The sequence below is a fragment of the Flavobacterium cerinum genome, from assembly GCF_024496085.1.
In the GTDB taxonomy this organism is placed as follows: Bacteria; Bacteroidota; Bacteroidia; order Flavobacteriales; family Flavobacteriaceae; genus Flavobacterium; species Flavobacterium cerinum_A.
Genome location: NZ_CP101751.1, coordinates 1686569 through 1703560 on the forward strand (window position 1 = coordinate 1686569; position 16992 = coordinate 1703560).

The following is a 16992-nucleotide window of genomic DNA, read 5'->3' on the forward strand; positions in this document are numbered from 1 at the left end:
ACTACAATGCTAAAAGTTGGTATCACAGGACAAAAAGGGTTCGTAGGAACACACCTTTTTAATACAATAGGATTATATAACGAAGAATTCGAACGTATCGAATTTCAAAAAAACTTTTTTGAGAATAACGAAGCATTAGATGCTTTTGTAGCACAGTGTGACGTAATTGTTCATTTGGCTGCAATGAACCGACATGAAGATCCGGAGGTGATTTATACTACCAACGTAGAATTGGTTCAAAAGTTGGTTGCGTCATTACAACGAACAGGAAGCAAGGCTCACGTATTGATGTCGTCGTCGTCTCAGGAAGTGCGCGATAATTTATACGGAAAATCGAAGAAAGAAGGACGCGAATTGTTAAGTAATTGGGCGGATGTAGTCGGAGCTACGTTTACCGGAATGGTAATCCCAAATGTTTTCGGACCGTTCGGACAACCGTTTTACAATTCGGTGGTAGCTACTTTTTCGCATCAGATAACAAACGGTGAAACACCGCAGATTCAGATCGACGGCGATTTAAAGTTAATTTATGTTGGCGAACTGGCTAATGTGATTCTGCAAAAAATCCGCGAAAAGAAACACGAACCGTATTGCAATGTGGAGCATACGGCTGAGGCCAAAGTTTCCGAAATTTTAAGATTATTAAAAAGCTATAAGGAACTATATCAGGATAAAGGAGAAATTCCGGAGTTGCATAATACATTCGAATTAAACTTGTTCAATACCTATCGTTGTTATATGGATATTAAAAATTATTTCCCAGTTAAGTTTACACAGCACACGGATCCGAGAGGTTCTTTTGTTGAGGTAATCCGATTGGGAATAGGCGGACAAGTATCGTTTTCAACAACTGTTCCGGATATCACAAGAGGAAATCACTATCATACCCGAAAAATTGAACGCTTTGCCGTAATCAAAGGAAAAGCACTGATTCAGTTGCGAAAAATAGGAACCGATGAAGTGTTGGATTTTTACCTGGACGGAGAAGAACCGGCTTATGTGGATATGCCGATATGGTATACACATAATATAAAAAATATAGGCGAGGAAGTATTGTATACAAACTTCTGGATTAACGAACCGTATAATCCGGAAGATGCCGATACCTATTTCGAAAATGTATAATTTGGATTTGGAAAAATAATAAAAGATGACAAAGTTAAAAGTAATGACGGTCGTGGGAACGCGCCCGGAAATAATACGTTTATCCAGAGTAATGGCTGCATTAGATCATTCTGAAGCAATTGATCATATTTTAGTGCATACCGGACAGAATTATGATTATGAACTGAATCAGATCTTTTTTGATGATCTGGGTATTCGTAAACCCGATCACTTTTTAAATGCTGCCGGTGCAACTGCAACCGAAACAGTGGGACAAATCCTGATTAAAATTGATCCGTTACTGGAAAGTGAAAAACCGGATGCCTTCTTGGTTTTAGGGGATACCAATAGTTGCCTTTGTGCTATCCCGGCTAAAAAAAGACATATTCCGATCTTTCATATGGAAGCCGGAAACCGTTGTTTTGATCAGCGTGTACCGGAAGAAACAAACCGTAAGATTGTAGACCATGTATCGGATATCAACTTAACCTATAGTGATATTGCAAGGGAATATCTGTTGCGTGAAGGTTTACCGGCTGACAGAATTATTAAAACCGGATCGCCAATGTATGAAGTACTGATGCATTATCTGCCGTCAATCGAGCAGTCGGATGTATTGGATCGCCTGAAATTGGAAGAACGTAAGTTTTTTGTGGTATCATCACACCGGGAAGAAAACATCAACAGCGAGAAAAATTTTAACGGTTTGATGGAAGCCTTAAACCGTATCGCCGAAAAATACCAATATCCGATTATTGTGAGTACGCATCCTCGTACCCGAAACATGATCGAAAAGAAAAATATTAAAATGCGCCCGGAAGTTCAGTTCTTGAAACCGTTAGGCTTTAATGATTATAATGCACTTCAGATGAAATCTTTCGCTGTACTTTCGGATAGCGGCACAATTTCGGAAGAATCATCAATATTGAATTTCAGAGCACTTAATATAAGAGACGCACACGAACGTCCGGAAGCAATGGAAGAAGCCTCGGTGATGATGGTTGGCCTGGATCCGGAAAGAATTATGCAGGGATTAACACAATTGCAATATCAGAAAATCGGAAAAGAACGTAGTTTCCGACCGGTTGCGGATTATTCGATGCCAAATGTTTCGGATAAAATGGTACGTATCATTTTGAGTTATACAAGCTATATCAAACGGGTAGTTTGGGGAGAATAAACCGGGATTAAATAGAAAAAATAAATGAACATACTTTTTTTGACATTGGCCCGTATTACAACGTTAGATGAACGGGGTATTTACACGGACTTATTGCGAAAATTCAGAAATGAAGGGCATCATGTTTATATCGTTAGTCCTTTTGAACGCCGGGAAAAGAAAAAAACCGGAGTAGTTCAAGAATCAGGAGCGACAATTTTAAATGTGAAAACGTTTAATCTGCAAAAAACCAATCTGGTCGAAAAAGGGATCGGTACATTGGCGATAGAATACCAGTATCTCAATGCTATCCGGAATCATTTTGCAAATGAGAAATTTGATCTGGTTTTGTATTCCACACCGCCGATCACGTTCTCAAAAGTAATTTCATTTGTCAAAAAAAGAGATAATGCCTTTGCTTATCTTCTATTAAAAGATATTTTTCCGCAAAATGCAGTTGATATGAAAATGCTGCGGGAAAACGGGATTTTACATCGGTTCTTTAAACAAAAAGAAGAGAAGTTATATGCGTTGTCGGATACGATTGGTTGTATGTCTGATGCCAATAAAAATTATATTATCCGACATAATCCTAAAATAGCCGAATCGAAAATAGAGGTGAATCCGAATTCGATTGAACCGATTCGCGCTGAGATAACGACCGAAGAACGAATTGCAATCCGGAAAAAATATGAGCTACCGGTTAACGCCCGGATTTTAGTTTACGGAGGAAATCTTGGAAAACCGCAAGGTATCGGGTTTCTGTTGGAAACAATAAAAGCAACAACAGCTGAAGAAGTGTTTTTCTTGGTTGTAGGTTCCGGAACAGAATATGAAAGTATTCGTAAATGGTTTTCAGATCAGCAGCCGACCAATGCTAAATTGTTAAAAGGATTGCCTAAAAATGATTATGATACATTACTAAGAGCTTGTGATGTCGGATTGATTTTTCTGCATAAGGATTTTACGATACCGAATTTCCCGTCAAGGCTTTTGTCCTATCTGGAAATGGCAATTCCTGTTATTGCGGCAACCGACCCGAATACGGACATCGGACAGATTATAGAAAAGGAAAAATGCGGGCATTGGGTAATTTCAGGGGATAATACGCAAATGCAAAATGCGATTCAGGCTATATGTAGTAATGAAAACTGTGAAATGATGGGAGCAAACGGATGGAACCTGTTACAAAGGGAATATAAAGTAGATCACTCTTATGAACTCATCCAAAAAAGAATACAAAATGTATAAAAACGGGATTAAAAGGCTATTGGATTTTATAGCGGCACTAATTGGTTTTTTACTGCTTAGTCCGGTGTTTATTGTTGTATGTGTTGCGTTGTATTTTGCGAATAACGGTAAACCTTTTTTCTATCAAATTCGACCGGGGAAAAAGGAAAAATTATTCCGGATTATTAAATTCAAAACAATGAATGATAAAAAAGATCCGGACGGTAATTTGCTACCGGATGCTGATCGGATGACTCGTGTAGGAAGTTTTGTACGTAAAACATCACTAGATGAAATACCACAATTGTTAAATGTAATAAAAGGCGATATGAGTTTGGTAGGACCACGTCCGTTACTTCCGCAATATTTACCTTTGTATAATGAAACACAAAAGAAACGACATTGGGTTAAACCGGGGATTACCGGATGGGCACAAGTAAATGGTCGAAATGCTATTAGTTGGCAGCAAAAATTTGAATATGACGTATGGTATACCGAGCATATTAGTTTGGCACTTGACCTGAAAATTATGTTGCTAACAGTAAAAAAAGTGTTTATAAGAGAAGGAATAGCTGCTGAAGGAATGGCTACAACCGAAGCATTTAAAGGAAATTAAGATGAAAAATATAGCAATTATCGGTGCCGGAGGTTTCGGCAGAGAAGTAAAAACAATTCTTGATGATATTAATGCAAGAGAACCGGAATTTCAGTTTGTCGGTTTTTATGATGACGGAGTAGCAAAAGGAACAATAGTAAACGGCTATCCGGTCTTGGGAGGTGTTGAAGAATTAAACGCTGTTTCGGAACCGTTGTGTATTGCTATGGGTATTGGTGATCCTAAATTAAAAATGAAGATCGTCGGAAAAATAAATAATTCCAATATTCAATATCCTACAATAGTACATCCTGGAGCCATTATCGGAAAAGATGACGTAACTATTGGACAAGGTACAATCATTTGTGCCGGATGTATCCTTACTTGCAATATTAATATTGGAGCATTTGTTACATTAAACCTGATGTGTACAGTTGGACATGATACCCGAATCGAAGCTTTTTCATCTTTTATGCCGGCTGTTAATATTTCCGGGGAAGTACTGATAAATGAAAAAGTTTATGTAGGTACCGGTGCCAAGATTATTAATCAACTGGAAATTGGTACCGAAACTATTGTAGGAGCTGGAGCTGTCGTCTCCCGATCCCTTCCTGAAAAGTGTACAGCTGTAGGTATTCCGGCAAAACCGATCAAGTTTCATGAATAAACGTTTAAAGAAGGTAAATCAATTCTAAGATTGTAAATCTTGAATTTTATGATAAAGAGGCTTTTTGATATTGTTTTTGCATTGCTTTTACTGATTGCTTTTTCCGGCATTTTAGTGCTCACATGGTTGATCTCAGCCTGGGCAACACGATCCGGTGGAATTTTCCTTCAGCAACGAATCGGACAATATGGAAAACCTTTTACGATAATAAAATTAAAAACAATGCGTTTTCTTGCTGCCGACACAGATCAAGTCAAAGCAATAATTCCTCCGGTTTCCGCCTTTTTTCGAAAGTATAAACTGGATGAATTGCCGCAATTGATTAATATTTTGATCGGACAAATGAGTTTTGTGGGACCGAGACCGGATATTCCCGGTTATTACGACAAGTTGATCGGAGACGAACGTAAAATTTTAGAATTAAAACCCGGATTAACTTCAGAAGCGAGTATTAAGTACTCAAATGAAGAAGAAATATTAAAAAATATTCCCAATCCTGAGAAATTTAATGATGAGGTTATTTTTCCGGATAAAATAAAAATGAATTTGCATTATTATTATAATCGCAGCTTTATAGGGGATCTTAAAGTAATATTTAACACATTGTTACGTTTTTGTTAAAAATAAATATTATTTAAACAGGTTTTTTATATAATATTCAGGTTTTACCACACTATATAAATAAGTATAATGTTAACATTGAGAAAAGAATAATTATTTTTGCAAAAAGAATTGTTCTTTTTTTAAATAAATATGGAAAAAAATGAGTTCTGCTAAGATTTGGCTTTCTTCACCCCATATGGGCGGAACAGAGCAAAAATATATTAATGAAGCTTTTGAAAGTAACTGGATTGCTCCGTTGGGACCAAACGTTACCGGCTTCGAAAATACATTACAGGAATATCTGGGAGGTCAGGTTGAAGTTGCTGCTTTGAGCGCAGGAACGGCAGCGCTGCACTTATCGTTAATTATGCTGGGTGTACAACAAGGAGATGAGGTAATTTGCCAGTCGATGACATTTTCAGCTTCTGCAAATCCGATTGCCTATCAGGGAGCAACTCCTGTTTTTATCGACAGTGAACCGGAAACCTGGAATATGTGTCCAGTAGCATTGGAAAACGCAATTAAGGAGCGTATCGCTTTAGGGAAAAAACCAAAAGCAATTATTGCGGTGCATCTTTATGGAATGCCTTATAAAGCAGATGAGATTAACCGAATTGCTGAAGCCTACAACATACCGGTAATTGAAGATAGTGCCGAGGCTCTTGGAAGTACCTATAAAGGAAGAGCATGCGGAACTTTAGGAGAATTCGGGATTTTATCATTCAACGGAAATAAAATTATAACCACTTCCGGCGGTGGTGCTTTAGTAGTAAAAGATCCGGAATTAAAAAAGAAAACCATTTTCCTTTCCACACAGGCAAGAGATGAAGCACCTCATTACCAACATAGCGTAATCGGGTATAATTACAGAATGAGTAATATCTGTGCCGGTATCGGAAGAGGGCAGATGGAAGTACTGGACGAGCATGTGGCATTGCGAAGAAAAGTAAACGCATATTATGCCGAATACTTTAAAAATACAGAAGGTATAACCGTATTGCAGGAGCCTGATAATGATTATTTCTCTAATCATTGGTTAACGGCTATTCATATTGACCCGTCTGTTTACGGAAATACAGCTGCAGAGGAATTGCGTTTAATGTTGGAAGCCGATAATATTGAAAGCCGACCACTTTGGAAACCAATGCACCTGCAACCGGTGTTTGAAAAAGCACCTTATTACGGAGGAACGATAGCGGAAGATTTATTTAAAAACGGATTGTGTTTGCCATCCGGATCGAATATGACGGAAGCCGAAATAAAAAGGATTGGAACAGTTCTTGATAAGTTTTTTAAGACAAAACTTTCAGAAGCATTTTAATCCGTCTAAATCAGAAAAATTAATGAATAAAAATACAGTTGAACTTGAAAAATAGTGTGTTGCACGGTCTGTACTCTAACTTACAACAGGCCACATCAACTTTTAGGGAAGATTTTTCTTTGCAAAGTTTACGCTATTTGCCTAGATGGATTGTCTTGTTTATAGACATTACCGTCGTTATGATTGCTTCGGTGATCAGCTATTTCTTGTTGGATGGTTTAGGAATCCAGTTCCGACTTGCGTTGGATAAAGATAAGTTCATCTACGTGGTTTCCGTGTACCTTTCGGTAACCGTATTCTTCTTTTGGCTGTTCCGTACTTATTCCGGAATTATCAGACATTCAACTTTTATCGATGGTATTCGTTTGTTCTTTGCACAATCGTCTACCTTTCTGGTTATGTTTTTTATCAATGTCTATTTCGAACAGGCTATAGGCGATAAATTATTCCTGAATACCCGGTTGTTGCTTAATATCATTATCTCCTTTATGGGATTATTCCTGTATCGGATCGTAGTGAAACAAATTTTTGAGCATTATTTAACCGAGTCTAAAAAAATAAAACTGGAAAGAGCCGTGATTTACGGTACGGAGTCTAATGCAATTGCAGTAGCGAATGCTTTACGTACAGAAAGACCACAACGATTCAAGTTGTTAGGTTTTATTGATCATGATGAATCCAATACCACAAAAAGAATTCTCGATCTGCCTATTTATACAATTCGGAAGCGTGTACCGGTGATTTTAAGATCATTGGGTGCTAATACGTTGATCCTGGCAACGAATGACATGGAGGAGGATAAAAAGATGGAATTGGTGGATGAATGTTTGGAATACGGATTTAAAGTATACACAATTCCTGTTGTTGCCGACTGGTCTGATGCGAAAGATATCTCTAAAAAAGTAAAATCCATACAGATTGAAGATTTACTGGAACGGTTACCAATCAAACTGGACAATACGGCGATACAAAAGGAAATAAATGACAGAACCGTTGTAATTACCGGAGCTGCCGGTTCCATCGGTAGTGAAATTGTCAACCAGGTAATTGCCTTTTCTCCTAAAAGAGTCGTGTTAATCGATCAGGCTGAAACGCCGTTATACCATTTAACACTGGAATTAAGTAAAAAGAAAACGGATGTAATGATCCATTCTTTTGTAGCGGATATACGGAATAAAAAAGAAATAGAATCCATATTCGCTAAATACAATCCGGATATTGTGTTTCACGCTGCTGCTTACAAACATGTTCCGATGATGGAAGATCACCCGATTCAGGCGGTCTTTACAAATGTAATGGGAACCCGAAATCTGGCCGATTTATCAGTTGCTTATAAAGTGGCAAAATTTGTAATGATCTCGACCGATAAAGCGGTAAATCCAAGTAATGTGATGGGAGCCAGTAAGCGAATCGCAGAAAAATATGTGCAGACATTAAATTCGCATTTGCATAGCAACGGATTAAAACAAACGAAATTTATTACCACCCGATTTGGAAATGTTTTGGGATCAAACGGATCTGTAGTACCATTGTTCAAGCAACAGATTGCAAATGGTGGACCGATAACGATTACACACCCGAAAATCATACGCTATTTCATGACAATCCCGGAAGCATGCCAGTTGGTATTGGAAGCCGGAGCAATGGGAAGTGGCGGTGAAATCTATATTTTCGATATGGGAAAACCGGTGAAAATTATAGATCTGGCCCGTAAAATGATTCGAATGGCCGGATTACAACCGGATAAGGATATTAAAATCGAATTTGTCGGATTGCGCCCGGGTGAAAAATTATACGAAGAACTATTAAATGATTCGTCTAAAACATTGCCGACACATCATGAGAAAATTATGGTGGCCATAGAAGTTTTTGATACGTTTGAATCAATCTCTCAATCCGTAGATTTATTAATCAATATGACCGAAGAAGGGCAGGAATTGTCCAGTATTGTAATGCAAATGAAAACCATTGTGCCGGAATTCAGAAGTATGAACTCTTCGTTTTCGACTTTGGATGTTAATTAAAAATCAAACGCGTATTTTTGCGCAAAATTTATTATTTATGGAAGGAATTTCTCGTTTTTTTTGTTTTATGGCTATAGGAGCTCTTTTATTTTTGTCCTCCTGCGCACAAAAAAAAGACATTGTTTATTATCAAAATATTGACCAGTTTTCAAGAGAAGGATCTTCCATAACATTTGAACCTAAATTACAACCGGACGATTTGTTGATGATTATTGTATCGGCAGAAAACCCGGAAGTTGCGGCACCTTTTAATCTCTATGCCGTTACAATACAAAACACTGCCGAAACTGCCGCAAGTCAACCGCGTCTTCAAACGTATCTGGTTGACTCAAACGGTGAAATTTCCTTTCCGGTTATCGGAAATATCAAATTGGGCGGATTAACCCGAAGTGAAGCCATGACTAAATTAAAAGGCCTGTTAGGGAATTATATTAAAAACCCGACTGTCAATATGCGGATCCTGAATTATAAAGTAACCGTTCAGGGAGAAGTAGTCAGACCGGGAACTTATCCGATTCAGTCGGAAAGAATCACCTTACCGGAAGCGTTGAGCCTGGCGGGCGATCTTACGGTTTACGGCAAACGAAATAATATTCTTGTGATTCGCGAAATGGAAGGAAAAGTAACGACAACACGTATTGACCTGACGAATCCTGACTTTATTAATACGCAATTCTATTACCTGAAACAAAACGATGTGGTTTATGTGGAACCGAATAAAACCAAAGTCAACTCATCGGTAATCGGACCTAATATTACAGTAGCTATTTCAGCAATTTCTTTATTAATAACCATCGTTGCCCTAACGACAAGATAATTATAGATGAATCAGGAATTTAATACTATCGACGAACAGAATGACAGCAGCTTTTCCATCAGGGAACAAATTGATAAATACCTGATTTACTGGCACTGGTTTGCTGTTGGCGCAGTAGTGGCACTCGTAGTTGCTTTTCTTTACTTACGTTATTATACCACGCCCAATTACAAAGCAGTAGCGACTATTTTAGTTAAAGATGATAAAAAAGGAGGTATTGCTTCTGAATTGGCTGCCTTTTCCGATATCGGTATGCTAACCGGTGTAAAAAGTAATGTCGATAATGAAGTAGAGGTTTTGAAGTCCCGAACACTGGTTGAAAATGTAGTGAAACGACTTGACCTGAATATTTATTATATCGCTGAAGGAAGAGTTAAATCGACATTCCTGTATAAAAAAGCACCGATTGAAGTGGTGTTTCTGAATAAAAAAGATGACTTCTATAAAAAAGAATTCAACTTTATAATAGAAAATCATTCCGATAATAAATTTACGATTTCGAATGAAGATAAAAAATTGGGGGAATATGCTTTTGGAACTACAATAAAATCAGAAGCAGGTGATTTTATCGTTAAGAAGAATGATGCTTATTCGGAACTCAATCATGATAAAACAGTTAAGTCTTCACTTACAAGAGTGAAAATAGTACCGTTGACAAAAGTGACGGAAAGCCTTAAAGCGCGTTTAATGGTTAGTCCGTTGAGTAAAAATACCAGCGTGATCGAATTGTCGTTAACCGATCCTGTAAAAGAAAAATCAGAAGATTTTTTAGATGCTTTGGTTAGAATGTATAATGAAGATGCTATAGCAGATAAAAATTTTATCTCCGAAAATACATCCCGTTTTATCTCGCAACGTTTAGAATTGATTACGCAGGAACTGGACGGTGTTGAGAAAAATGTAGAAGGTTATAAAAAAGAAAATAAAATCACTGATATTGCTTCTGAAGCCGGATTGTTTCTTGAAAATGCCAGCCAGTATGAAAAGAATGTTATAGAAACCGAAACCCAGATGAAAGTGGTGGCTTCTATGAAAGATTTCCTGAAAAACAGTAAAAAAGGAGACCTGCTACCGAGTAATCTTACTACTGACGCTACGGCTTCATCATCCATCGATGATTATAATAAACTGGTACTGGAAAGAAACCGTATATTAAAAAGTTCGACACCGAATAACCCGGTGATTATTGCACTGGATGAAAAAATTGCTGCGCTGAAAATAAGTGTTGATGAAAGTCTTGCCCGAATGCAATCGGCTTTAACAATTAAAAAACGGGATTTAGATCGTCAGGAAGGATTGTTGGGAGGACGTATCTCCCGTATTCCTACTCAGGAAAGAGAGTTTAGAGTATTACAAAGACAACAGCAAATAAAAGAGTCCCTATACTTATACTTATTACAAAAAAGAGAAGAAACCGCAATTTCTTTAGCGGTAACAGCTCCGAATGCAAAAGTTATTGATGCGGCCAAAGCTTCGGATATACCGGTTTCACCTAAAAAAAATATGATTTATTTAGGAGCATTACTGATCGGTTTGCTAATTCCTTTCGGTATTGTTTATTTGATGGATTTGTTAGACACGAAAGTGAAAACACGTCAGGATATAGAAGCGAAAATCAAAGCACCGTTTTTGGGCGATATACCACAGTCGCTTTCGGCTAATGAATTAATAACAACGACAAGTAGAAGTAGTGCTGCCGAAGCATTACGAATCGCCAAAACGAATCTGGAATTTATGTTGAATCATGTTCCGGAAGGACAAGCTAAAACAATTTTCCTGACATCAACATTCCCGAAAGAAGGGAAGACGTTCATTACGGCGAATATTGCGGCTACAATTGCATTGTCCGGAAAAAAAGTATTACTGATCGGTATGGATATCCGTAACCCGAGACTAGATGATTATATCACGATTCCGGCTAAAGGATTGACCAATTATCTATCGTCTAAAGAAGATAATATTAATGACTATATTATTAAACATAGCGGTTTTGAAGAGTTTTATGTATTGCCTTCCGGGGTGATTCCTCCGAATCCTGCAGAATTACTGATGAGTAAAAAGGTAAATGCACTTTTTGATCAGTTAAAAAAAGAATACGATTATATTGTCGTGGATACCGCTCCGGTAAGTTTAGTAACCGATACATTGTTAATCGCACATCTGGCAGATGTATTTATTTATGTAATTCGTGCCAATTATCTTGATAAGCGTATGCTGAGTGTACCGCAAACAATCTATAGAGAGAAAAAACTACCAAACATGTGTTTCTTGTTAAATGACACAGATACCACTAAAGGTTACGGTTATGGATACGGTTACGGTGCCGATATCGAAGAAGAAAAACCATGGTGGAAAAAACCATTTAGCAGATAATAAAATACAATCATAAAAAAAGCCCTTTCATATTATATAAAAGGGCTTTTTTAGTTTTTATTGGAAAAAGACGTTTCGTTTCATCGCAGCAACAAGAGGTTGCTCGTCGACTTTTATCTTTTTAGAAAAAGAGGCAATGTGATTTTTATGATGAATATCCGAACCGGTAAAATCAATCATATCATTTTTAAATAATTTTTCAACGGCTTTAGTAACATGTTCACCATAGTATCCAACTGTTGATAGCAGGTTAGCCTGGAACAAACAACCGGCTTTTTTTAGTTTGTTATAAGCCTCAAAATTATTATGGTAAAAATTATAACGTTCGGGATGAGCCAATACAGGTTGATAACCGGTCACTTGTAGTTCGAATAAAATATCGAATAACTGAATCGGCGGATTGATATAGGACATTTCTACTAGAACGTAGTTGTCTTTTAAAGTAAGCAACTTTTCGTTTTGAAACAATTTAACAAAGGTATCATCCAGCATGTATTCCGAAGCTGCTTTAAGATTCAGAGAGGTTGAATGCTCGGGTAAAAGCTGTCGGACTTCATCTAATTTATTTTCAATCCCTTTACGGGTATTCTCCCAAACGGAACTACAGGTATGTGGCGTGGTGATCATTTGGGAAAAACCTAATTTCTGACACGATTCCAATAAGTAAGAAGTATCTTCAACGGTTTGAGCTCCGTCATCAATTCCGAAAAGTAAATGGGAATGAATATCGATATATCCCTGAGGTATAATTTCCTCTAAATGAGGTTTGGATTTGAAAAATGATAACATAATGCAAATATAACCATTTCATGATGGATTTTGAATGTAAATACAACGATAAAAAATAGGTATGTGGTAAAGAAAAGGTAATTTGAAGGACTTTATTTGCCTAAATTTGATTCCGTTTAAAATAATAGAATAAGTTTGCAAACTATTAACATTATAACTAGTAATAATAACCATTGAAAGATATAATTCTAAAAGCCGAACATATTTCCAAACAATATCGATTGGGAACGGTTGGAACCGGAACTTTAAGTCATGACCTGAACAGATGGTGGCACAGAATACTGGGTAAAGAAGATCCCTATCTTAAAATTGGAGATATTAACGATCGATCCCAGAAAGGGAGTAGTGATTATGTATGGGCATTACACGATATCAATTTTGAAGTAGAAAAAGGAGAAGTACTGGGAATCATCGGGAAAAACGGTGCCGGAAAGTCAACACTGCTGAAAATTCTGTCCCGGGTAACGGCGCCAACTACCGGAGTTATTAAAACCAGAGGTCGTATTGCCTCCTTACTTGAAGTAGGAACCGGTTTTCATCCGGAAATGACCGGTAGGGAAAATATTTACCTGAATGGCTCAATATTGGGAATGACACGGGAGGAAATTACGTCCAAAATAGATGAAATTATAGCATTTAGCGGTTGTGAGCGTTATATTGATACGCCGGTAAAAAGATACAGTAGCGGAATGACGGTACGATTGGCCTTTGCTGTTGCTGCCCACCTGGAACCGGAAATTCTGGTAGTCGATGAAGTATTGGCTGTAGGTGATGCGGAGTTTCAGAAAAAGGCCATCGGTAAAATGCAGGATATCGCCAAAGGGAAAGGACGAACAGTACTGTTTGTAAGTCATAATATGGCAGCTGTAAAAAGTCTTTGTACTAAAGGGATTGTGATGGAACATGGCCGCGTAGTTTTTCAGGGTAGTGTAGACGATTGTATCGAAGAATATCTGAGAGAATCGCAACAAAGTGCCGCCAGACAATGGGAAAGTAACCATCCCGGATCAGAGAATTTCCGATTGTTAGGAGCTGAAGTTTTAAATCAGAACAAGGAAATCGCATTAAATCATATGATCTCAAATTCGGTAATGATCCGGTTTACCTATGAAGTATTGAAAGACGATTTACTGTTTACGCACGGTTTTAATTTGTTTAACAATCAGAATGTACACATACTCAGTTCACACGATAAGGATTCCGATACGTTGAATCAGCCACTGAAAAAAGGGATACATAGCAAAACCATAATAATACCGGGTAACCTTTTGTCAGAAGGAGGTTATACCTGTAGTTTTGCTATTATGCGATACAGCCCGTTTCATGTTGAATTCCACGAAATGGAAGCTGTAGGTTTTAATATTATTGATGAAATGGGAGAAAATACCGCCAGAGGAAATTACTCAGGGCGATTCCCGGGCTTGGTACGTCCGTTATTAAATTGGGAAAAAATATGAAAAAAAAATGGACAGGTGAACGCCTGGAAACATTTATATATAGTAGAGATACAGTTGATCATCTACATCGTTATGCCGTTGCGCAACCTTATGTAAAAGGAAAAACAGTTCTTGATATCGCCAGTGGAGAAGGATATGGAACTCATCTTTTAAGCGAAACAGCGGCCTTTGTTTATGGCGTCGATATAGATGAAAGTGCTGTGGAAGCAGCAAAACAAAAATACAAGAAAGAGAATGTTCGTTTCCAACAAGGAAGTACAAGTGCTATCCCATTGGATGATCATAGTATAGATATAGTGATCAGTTTTGAAACGATTGAACATCATGATCAACACGAAATGATGCTTTCCGAAATTAAACGGGTTTTACGTCCGGACGGAATATTGATCATATCAACTCCTGATAAATTATATTATTCGGACAAACGAAATTTTAACAATCCGTTCCACGTAAAAGAACTGTATCAGCATGAGTTTACGTCATTGTTGTCGAACTATTTTGGTAACCAACAATTACTGACGCAACACCATAGTAATGGAAATTCTTTGATAGCAGATGTAAAAAGTCAGAATGTGCCGAAATTTTTAACCGGAAATTACAATGCGTTACAACAAATCGATGTGCCGGGATTGTACCTGATTGCAATTGTTTCGGATAAATTATTTGATCATACAGATATTTCGATATTTGACGGCGGGAGCATTATTGAAAAGGAATACCAACAAAAAATAGCAGAAATTTATAATTCGAATTCCTACCGTTTCGGACATTTTTTACTTCTTCCGGTAAAGTGGGTAAAAAAAATCTTTAAACGATAAAATGCTCGCGATTGTAATCCCATATTATAAGATCGCATTTTTTGATCAAACGCTTTTATCATTGGCTAATCAGACAGATAAAAGGTTTAAAGTATATATTGGCGATGATGCCAGTCCGGATGATCCTTCGGAACTATTGAGCCGCTTTGAGGATCGGGTACCTTTTTATTATCATCGGTTTGCAACCAATAAAGGCGGAAGTTCGTTGGTTGAACAATGGAATCGTTGTGTCGGATTGACCGCAGGAGAAGAGTGGATCATGATATTGGGAGACGACGATATGTTGTCTGAAAATGTAGTAGCAAACTGGTACCGCGATTTTGAAGCGTTTGAAGGAAAAAGCAACGTTGTCCGGTTCGCCTCTCAGTTAATCTATGAACAGAATAAAACATTTTCTAAAGTGTTTACACATCCGGTTTGGGAAAAAGCCTCGGATGCCTGTTATCGAAAGATGAAAGGGAAAACCAGAAGCTCGCTTTCGGAATATATTTTTACAAAAGAAGTTTATACCAAATACGGATTTTATAATTATCCGCTGGCTTGGTATAGTGATGACAGGGCATGGGTTGAATTTACAGAAGAAAAAGCTATTTATGCTATAAATGATAGTGTCGTTTTGGTGCGAATTTCAGAGGAAAATATCTCAGGGCAAACCAATAATAAAGCAGAAAAAACCGAAGCGTGGAATCAATATGCAAAGGGATTTCTGTTAAAAAATCTTTGGCGTTTTAAAAAACAACAACGGTTTCGATTATTGTTGGAATATGAAATGGCAGCGAAAGAAAAAGGGAAAATGACAAAAGCAGAATGGTTTTCGTTAATAGCTTTGTATATAAAAGAAATGCGTTTTCTGCCTTTTGTAAAAGTGATAAGGCGATTTGTTCTGGATTTGTAATACAGAGATCAATGAAGGATGATATTTAATAGGAGAAAATAAACGGAATCAGTACTAAAAATGTATATTTGATCATACATTTTTTAATAATAATACAAGGCTTATTATAAATGCGAGTTGGTTTTAACCCACAAAAAAATAAGGAACAGCATCAGGATCATTACTTCCATCAGGTAATTCTTCCGGTTTATATTCCGTCCTTTGAAGGCTACTTCAAAGAAAGCTTTGCCATATTACAATATTGTATCGACTCGCTATTACGGACGATTCATTTTAAAACAACAATAACTGTCGTGAATAACGGAAGCTGTGATACGGTTGTCGTTTATCTCAACGAATTATTACAATCCGGAAAAATTCAGGAGCTGATTCATACCACTAATATCGGAAAAATGAATGCAGTTTTAAAAGGGCTTTCAGGAAATCGGTACGCATTAGTTACGGTGGCCGATGCCGATGTATTGTTTTTACCCGGATGGCAAAAGGCTACGTATCAGATATTGGAAAACTTTCCGAAAGCAGGAGCTGTTTGCCCTACGCCATCATCTCGTTCCTATAAAACCTTTACGAGTAATATTCTTTGGGACTATTTCTGGTCCGGAAAATTGAAATTCACAGAAGTAATCAATCCGGAAGGGTTAAAAGCTTTTGCTCATAGCGTAGGCAATGATGATTTCTATAATGAATATCAATTACAAAAATATCTGACAATTACAGAAAATAATTGTCGCGCAGTTGTGGGAGCCGGACATTTTTTGGCGACCTACCGAAAAGAAATATTCGGAGATATACTGCCAAAGTATACCAAATACAACTTAGGAGGAACCAGTGAACAGGATATACTGGATGTACCGGTTGTTAAAGCGGGGTATTATCGGTTGTCAACAGAAGATAATTACGCTTTTCATCTGGGAAATGTAAAAGAACCCTGGATGACAGATGCATTGGATAAAGTTAAAAATACACCGGTTACGGAAGTGAATCAACCCGATTTCAAAATCATAAAAGCTACCGGAGTAGGGTACTTTATAAAGATAAGATTGTTTTCAAAGATTATATTTCATAAAAGTATTTTATCTTTATTCTTTCGTTTTAAAGGATTGCCGACTCAGATGGTACAGACTTATTTGAAAAATTAAG

At 37.3% G+C, this 16992-nt stretch carries 15 protein-coding genes; 14 read left to right on the top strand and 1 reads right to left on the bottom strand.

All coding sequences use genetic code 11. The annotated features are described in order from the left end of the window. Positions 1-6: 6 nt before the first annotated feature. The 10 genes from NOX80_RS07430 (at position 7) to NOX80_RS07475 (ending at position 11893) form a co-directional block, all read left to right on the top strand. A complete protein-coding gene (locus tag NOX80_RS07430) occupies positions 7-1125 on the top strand; it encodes a polysaccharide biosynthesis C-terminal domain-containing protein (protein ID WP_256552660.1) in 1119 nt (372 codons plus the stop codon). Between the two features lie 25 nt (positions 1126-1150). Continuing rightward, positions 1151-2284 carry a non-hydrolyzing UDP-N-acetylglucosamine 2-epimerase gene (wecB, locus tag NOX80_RS07435; protein WP_256552661.1) on the top strand — a complete coding sequence of 378 codons (1134 nt, stop codon included), beginning with the start codon at positions 1151-1153 and terminating at the stop codon, positions 2282-2284. A gap of 24 nt (positions 2285-2308) precedes the next feature. Next, on the top strand, positions 2309-3514 hold the full coding sequence (locus NOX80_RS07440) for a glycosyltransferase family 4 protein (protein WP_256552662.1): 1206 nt from the start codon (positions 2309-2311) through the stop codon (positions 3512-3514). Next, positions 3507-4109, top strand: coding sequence for a sugar transferase (locus tag NOX80_RS07445; RefSeq protein ID WP_256552992.1), 603 nt, complete (start codon positions 3507-3509; stop codon positions 4107-4109). Before NOX80_RS07440 ends, NOX80_RS07445 begins: the two co-directional genes overlap by 8 nt. Before the next feature lies 1 nt (position 4110). Then, on the top strand, positions 4111-4755 hold the full coding sequence (locus tag NOX80_RS07450) for an acetyltransferase (RefSeq protein ID WP_256552663.1): 645 nt from the start codon (positions 4111-4113) through the stop codon (positions 4753-4755). 48 nt (positions 4756-4803) lie between these two features. Beyond that, a complete protein-coding gene (locus tag NOX80_RS07455; RefSeq protein ID WP_256552664.1) occupies positions 4804-5376 on the top strand; it encodes a sugar transferase in 573 nt (190 codons plus the stop codon). A gap of 142 nt (positions 5377-5518) precedes the next feature. After that, positions 5519-6679: a DegT/DnrJ/EryC1/StrS family aminotransferase gene (locus tag NOX80_RS07460; protein WP_256552665.1), complete on the top strand. Its 1161-nt coding sequence runs from the start codon at positions 5519-5521 to the stop codon at positions 6677-6679. A 44-nt stretch (positions 6680-6723) separates the two neighbouring features. Further along, positions 6724-8703, top strand: a complete 1980-nt coding sequence (locus NOX80_RS07465; protein ID WP_371926082.1) for a polysaccharide biosynthesis protein — start codon at positions 6724-6726, stop codon at positions 8701-8703. A gap of 37 nt (positions 8704-8740) precedes the next feature. Then, positions 8741-9520 carry a polysaccharide biosynthesis/export family protein gene (locus NOX80_RS07470; protein ID WP_256552666.1) on the top strand — a complete coding sequence of 260 codons (780 nt, stop codon included), beginning with the start codon at positions 8741-8743 and terminating at the stop codon, positions 9518-9520. A 6-nt stretch (positions 9521-9526) separates the two neighbouring features. Further along, positions 9527-11893 (top strand): GumC family protein, encoded by a 2367-nt coding sequence (locus NOX80_RS07475; protein WP_256552667.1) that lies wholly within the window; start codon positions 9527-9529, stop codon positions 11891-11893. A 57-nt stretch (positions 11894-11950) separates the two neighbouring features. Here the strand turns inward: NOX80_RS07475 and NOX80_RS07480 are convergent, their stop codons facing one another. Beyond that, on the bottom strand, positions 11951-12682 hold the full coding sequence (locus NOX80_RS07480; RefSeq protein ID WP_256552668.1) for a tyrosine-protein phosphatase: 732 nt from the start codon (positions 12680-12682) through the stop codon (positions 11951-11953). 173 nt (positions 12683-12855) lie between these two features. On the opposite strand from NOX80_RS07480, the gene NOX80_RS07485 reads away from it, so the two are divergent. From NOX80_RS07485 to NOX80_RS07500, 4 genes are all read left to right on the top strand, one after another. Then, positions 12856-14139 (top strand): ABC transporter ATP-binding protein, encoded by a 1284-nt coding sequence (locus tag NOX80_RS07485; protein ID WP_256552669.1) that lies wholly within the window; start codon positions 12856-12858, stop codon positions 14137-14139. After that, positions 14136-14957, top strand: a complete 822-nt coding sequence (locus tag NOX80_RS07490; protein WP_256552670.1) for a class I SAM-dependent methyltransferase — start codon at positions 14136-14138, stop codon at positions 14955-14957. The genes NOX80_RS07485 and NOX80_RS07490 overlap by 4 nt, the downstream gene beginning before the upstream one ends. A gap of 1 nt (position 14958) precedes the next feature. After that, positions 14959-15852 (top strand): glycosyltransferase family A protein, encoded by an 894-nt coding sequence (locus NOX80_RS07495; protein ID WP_256552671.1) that lies wholly within the window; start codon positions 14959-14961, stop codon positions 15850-15852. Positions 15853-15962: 110 nt separating this feature from the next. Beyond that, entirely contained in the window at positions 15963-16991 is a 1029-nt protein-coding gene (locus NOX80_RS07500; RefSeq protein WP_256552672.1) for a glycosyltransferase family A protein, read from the top strand. The last annotated feature ends 1 nt before the right edge of the window (position 16992 follow it).

Bases quoted from the DNA above. Each gene is read 5' to 3' on its own strand.
- NOX80_RS07430 (WP_256552660.1), top strand. From the start codon at position 7: ATGCTAAAAGTTGGTATCACAGGACAAAAAGGGTTCGTAGGAACACAC.
- wecB (WP_256552661.1), top strand. From the start codon at position 1,151: ATGACAAAGTTAAAAGTAATGACGGTCGTGGGAACGCGCCCGGAAATA.
- NOX80_RS07440 (WP_256552662.1), top strand. From the start codon at position 2,309: ATGAACATACTTTTTTTGACATTGGCCCGTATTACAACGTTAGATGAA.
- NOX80_RS07445 (WP_256552992.1), top strand. From the start codon at position 3,507: ATGTATAAAAACGGGATTAAAAGGCTATTGGATTTTATAGCGGCACTA.
- NOX80_RS07450 (WP_256552663.1), top strand. From the start codon at position 4,111: ATGAAAAATATAGCAATTATCGGTGCCGGAGGTTTCGGCAGAGAAGTA.
- NOX80_RS07455 (WP_256552664.1), top strand. From the start codon at position 4,804: ATGATAAAGAGGCTTTTTGATATTGTTTTTGCATTGCTTTTACTGATT.
- NOX80_RS07460 (WP_256552665.1), top strand. From the start codon at position 5,519: ATGAGTTCTGCTAAGATTTGGCTTTCTTCACCCCATATGGGCGGAACA.
- NOX80_RS07470 (WP_256552666.1), top strand. From the start codon at position 8,741: ATGGAAGGAATTTCTCGTTTTTTTTGTTTTATGGCTATAGGAGCTCTT.
- NOX80_RS07475 (WP_256552667.1), top strand. From the start codon at position 9,527: ATGAATCAGGAATTTAATACTATCGACGAACAGAATGACAGCAGCTTT.
- NOX80_RS07480 (WP_256552668.1), bottom strand. From the start codon at position 12,682: ATGTTATCATTTTTCAAATCCAAACCTCATTTAGAGGAAATTATACCT.
- NOX80_RS07490 (WP_256552670.1), top strand. From the start codon at position 14,136: ATGAAAAAAAAATGGACAGGTGAACGCCTGGAAACATTTATATATAGT.
- NOX80_RS07495 (WP_256552671.1), top strand. From the start codon at position 14,959: ATGCTCGCGATTGTAATCCCATATTATAAGATCGCATTTTTTGATCAA.
- NOX80_RS07500 (WP_256552672.1), top strand. From the start codon at position 15,963: ATGCGAGTTGGTTTTAACCCACAAAAAAATAAGGAACAGCATCAGGAT.